The sequence below is a fragment of the Streptomyces sp. CB01881 genome (assembly GCF_002953255.1).
GTDB lineage: Bacteria > Actinomycetota > Actinomycetes > Streptomycetales > Streptomycetaceae > Kitasatospora.
The window spans coordinates 10,873,873-10,878,227 of sequence record NZ_CP026498.1 but is presented as its reverse complement, the minus strand read 5'-3'; the positions used below and the strand labels follow the sequence as shown (position 1 = coordinate 10,878,227).

Genomic DNA, 4,355 nt, shown 5'->3' with positions numbered 1-4,355 from the left:
TACGACCGCCTTCTCGGCGACGTGAAGGCCGCGGGCATGACCGACATCGAGTGGGACATCTGGAACGAGCCCGACTGCCCCGGCTTCTGGGGTTCCGGCATGCCCCAGTACCTGGAGATGTGGAAGCGCGCCTACCAGAAGATCCGCGCCGCCATCCCCGGCGCCGTCGTCGTCGGCGCCAGCACCTGCGGCCACCCCAACGTGGACAACGGCTGGTGGACCACGTACCTCGACTACGTCAAGGCGAACAAGGTCGAGCCGAACATCTACAGCTGGCACGACCTCCCCGGCGACCCGGTCGCCCACAGCAACTCCATCAGGTCCCTCCTGTCGGCCCGGTCGATGACGACCAGCCGCCCCTTCCAGATCAACGAGTACGCCGCCAACACGGAGCAGAACCCCGGCCGCGGCGGCTGGTACATCTCCCGTCTGGAGCGCGCCGGAGCGGACGGCCTGCGCGCCAACTGGGCGTGGGGATCCAACCTGCACGATTTCGAGGCGAACCTGCTCACCAAGAGCGGAAGCCAGTACCTCCCGCTGGGCGAGTGGTTCCTGTACCGGTACTACGGCTCCCAGACCGGAAACCTCGTGAACCTCACGCCCGGTACGAACACCGACGGGGTGGCGACGAAGGACAACTCCGCGCGCAACGCGAAGATCCTGCTGGGCAGCAACGGCAACACCGGCAACGTCACCGTCAACCTCAACCGCCTCGACACGACGTCAGTCGTGGAGAACGGCCGGGTGCGCGCGGTCGTCCAGCGCATACCGAACAACGGCGGCGGCGCGGTGACGGGGCCGGTGACGGTCTCCGACCAGAACCTGACCGTCAACGGCAACGCGGCTTCGGTGAGCGTGCCGTGGTCGGACGCCGCGGACGGCTACACCGTCACGCTGCTGCCACCGTCCGACACGACCGTCTCCACGGTCGCGGTGGTGCAGCACAGCGGTCAGTGCCTGGACGACACCAACCTCAGCACCGCCGACGCCACGCAGTACCAGCAGTACCACTGCGAGGGCGGCTACCAGCAGATGCTGGACTTCAAGCCGGTCGCCGGCCGGGCGAACACCTACACCGTGGTCGACGAGCACAGCGGTAAGTGCCTGGACGTCTCGGGCGCCTCCACGGCCGACGGAGCCGCCGTCATCCAGTGGACCTGTAGCGGCGGGACGAACCAGATGTTCACGCTCCAGCCGGTCACCGCGCTGGGAAACGGCAAGGACTACCAGCTGGTCGCGGTGCACAGCGGCAAGTGCGTCGACGTCAGCGGGATCTCGACCGCACCCGGTGCCCTCGTCCACCAGTGGACCTGCGACCCCGCGAGCGCGCTGAGCACCAAGAAGAACCAGATCTGGCGCCTGACCGGCAAGGCCTGACCTCCCGCGCCTGACCTCCCGGTCACCAGGGGCCCCGCCTCGACCGGGGTGCTCCTGGCCCGGCGCCGGGCCGCCCCGGTCGGCACTCGCCGCCCTCGTCCCGCGGTCAGCGGCCGGCGGAAGCCAGGCGGTCATGCCTTGTGGGCAGGCGAAGCGCGACGGTCGTGCCGGAGGAGGAGTCGCCGAACGCGACGAACGTCGGGTCGGTCTCGAAGTCCAGCTCGACGCCCGAGCTGCAGCACCTGAAGGATGACCTGCTCGTGGGCTGAGCCTGTCCTGCGAACGCGTGTGAGCCCGGCCGGGGAGGGGCCCGGACGGGCTCACACGCGTTCGCCTACGTCGCCGTTGCGGCGGCCGAGGTTCAGCAGCCGAAGTTCACCAGGCGGAACGAGGCGTAGTGGTCGGCGGTGTAGTAGTCCTCATGCACCTTCTGCCCCGTGATGATCCGGCGTGCTCCACGGGTCGGCGAGCCCGGCGTGATGACCGTGTACTCGTGGTAGTAGCCGGTGGTGTGGCTCGGCAGGAAGTGCTCGCGGTTCCGGAAGACGACGCCGTCCTGGGAGTACGGGAACGGGCCGCCCTGGTCGATGAGGGCCAGGGTGTCGTGCGCCTGGGAGGGCAGCGCGGAGTAGCAGACGCTGCCGACCGCGTTCACGGTGGAGGCGGGAGCCGCCGAGACGGCGGGCGCGGAGGTGGCGTGGGCGGCCGGTCCCGCGAGGAGAGTGGCGGCGACGGCGGCGACGCCACCGAAGGCTGCGATGCGTGGGGGGATCCTCATGCGACTCACGATGACGCGCACAGAGCGGTCCTCGTCAAGCCCAAGTCCCTTGATTTTTCCGGCTGTTCACCACACCGACCACTCGATCGATCCAGGGGTCGGGCTCCGAACCGACCCCTGGGCGAGTTCCGTCCGCCTCTCAGCGCAGACGCCGGAGGCACTCGGCGGATCGGCCTCCCCTTCCACGCAGCCGGGACCAGTGCCCACACGTTCTCATCCGAAGGTCCACTGCTGGTTCCTGCCGCCGCTGCAGGTCCACAGCTGGACCGGGGTGCCGTCGGTGGTGGACAGGCCGGCCACGTCCAGGCAGAGGCCCGACTGCACTCCGGTGACGGTGCCGTTGGAGTTCAGCCGCCACTGCTGGTTGGCCTGGCCGCCGCAGGTCCAGACGATCGCCTTGGTGCCGGGGCTGGTGCCGCGCGCGGCAGCGTCCAGGCAGAGCGTGGTGCCACCCCCGGTCACGGTCAGCTGGCCGGACGAGGTCCTTGTCCAGGCCTGGTTCACACCACCGGTGCAGGCGTAGATCTGCTGCTGCGTACCCAGCGTCGTGTTGTTCGCGTCGGTCAGGCACTTGCCCGCGTCCACCGCACGCAGCGCGCCGGTCGTACCGCCACCGGAAGACCCCGCGTCCAGGCCCATGAAGCGGATCGCCTCTGCGGCCATCGTGGAGCCCTTGACCGGCAGTTCGTGCCCGGCACCGGCGAGGCTGTACGCCTCGACCTGGGTGGCGCCGGTGCCGTTGTTGTACCGAGTGCGGGTCCAGTTGGCGACCGGGGTGTCCGTGGCCGACGGGGTCTGGCTCACTCCGAGGACATCGGTCCACTGCCTGACTTCTTCGCCGAGGTTGTTGTGGCTCAGGATGGTGTCGGCGGTTCCGTGCCACAGCTGCACGCGCGGACGCGGCCCGGTGTAGCCGGGATACCCCGTGTTGCGCACCAGGCCGCCCCACTGCTGCGGGGTCTTGGAAACCTGACCCTGGGCGCAGGCCGAGTTCCAGCCACGTACGGAGCCGGTGTAGAAGCAGTGGTAGGGCACTCCCATGAACGCCGCGCCCGCCTTGAACACATCGGGGTAGTCGGCGAGCATCACGTTCGTCATCATCCCGCCCGACGACTGCCCGGTCACATACACGGCGTTGGCGTTGCCGCCGTAGTGCTGCTCCGCGTAGGTGATCATCGACATCAGCCCGACCGGGTCACTGCCGCCGTTGCGGGTCAACGCCTGCTCGGAGGAGACGTCCCAGCAGCTTCCGCTCGGGTTCGTCGAGGGGTAGATGACCAGGAACCCGTACCGGTCGGCCAGCGACGCGAAGTCGGTACTCGAGTACAGGTAGGGGCCGCTCCCCTGGCACCCGTGCAGGGCCAGCAGGATCGGGGGATTGGCCTTGACGCTCGTCGGAACGTACAGGTTCATCACCAACCCGGTCGGATTGGTGCCGAAGTTCGTGATCTGTGTCAGCGACGCCGCAGCCGCCCGGGGGGCGGCCTGCAAGCTCGGGCCCACCGCGAGGCAGAGCACGGCGATGACGCCGAGCAGCCGGGAGATGAGTGGGCGGGATCGGGACATGGGACCTCTCCGTCTGAATCGCCAGATCGTGAGGAGGTTCCGGCGCCCACCGCCGAACAACGCCACCGATGGTCGCGCCGATCCGCCCCTGCCGTCAACGGTCCCTGCGCAGGGCGGGCGCCGGAAGGCCTGAGCGTCCGTGACGGCGCCTGGCCCGGCCCGGCTCGCCAACACCAGTCCGTGTGCAGGGTGTTGACAATCCGCCCCGGGTTGCTGGAGATTTCACCCTGGCAGTCCGAGATTTCTGCCAGGTAAATTGTGAACGCTCACAGACGTGACCGAGGATTTGGCGCCCACCCCTCCCCTCGCCGTCCCGCGCGCCCCGCCCCACAGGAACGGCCTGCCGACGCGCGCACTCGCACGCTCGCCGGGTGCAGGCCTCCTGCCCCCACCCGGCACACGGCATTCCCCGAGGAGAGAGGTCCGGCATGCCACGGCTCAACGGAAAACCCGGACTCGGATACACGGTCACACCCTGGTACGGCACCACCGACTGCCGGGGCGGTCCCGTCCCGTCATCGGCGCCGCACCTCGGGTCGCCATGACGAACAGTCATGTAACGACCGGGATCGGCGGCTTCAGGGCCCACAGCCGACGAGGTGTTCGCCGACGTGAGCGTCCTGGCAGTCAGGTC

The 4,355-nt window shown here is 69.1% G+C and carries 3 protein-coding genes; 1 reads left to right on the top strand and 2 read right to left on the bottom strand.

Annotation, left to right across the window (positions count from 1 at the left end):
- The coding region (locus C2142_RS36800; protein WP_241003035.1) for an RICIN domain-containing protein at nt 1-1,377 on the top strand (1,377 nt) is incomplete at its 5' end.
- Nucleotides 1,378-1,738: 361 nt separating this feature from the next.
- Here the strand turns inward: C2142_RS36800 and C2142_RS36795 are convergent.
- Both C2142_RS36795 and C2142_RS36790 read right to left on the bottom strand, forming a co-directional pair.
- The gene (locus tag C2142_RS36795; protein ID WP_174315812.1) at nt 1,739-2,155 is read right to left on the bottom strand and encodes a ribonuclease domain-containing protein; all 417 of its coding nucleotides are present in this window, start codon (nt 2,153-2,155) and stop codon (nt 1,739-1,741) included.
- A gap of 213 nt (nt 2,156-2,368) precedes the next feature.
- Entirely contained in the window at nt 2,369-3,721 is a 1,353-nt protein-coding gene (locus tag C2142_RS36790; protein WP_148647122.1) for a PHB depolymerase family esterase, read from the bottom strand.
- Between the last annotated feature and the right edge of the window lie 634 nt (nt 3,722-4,355).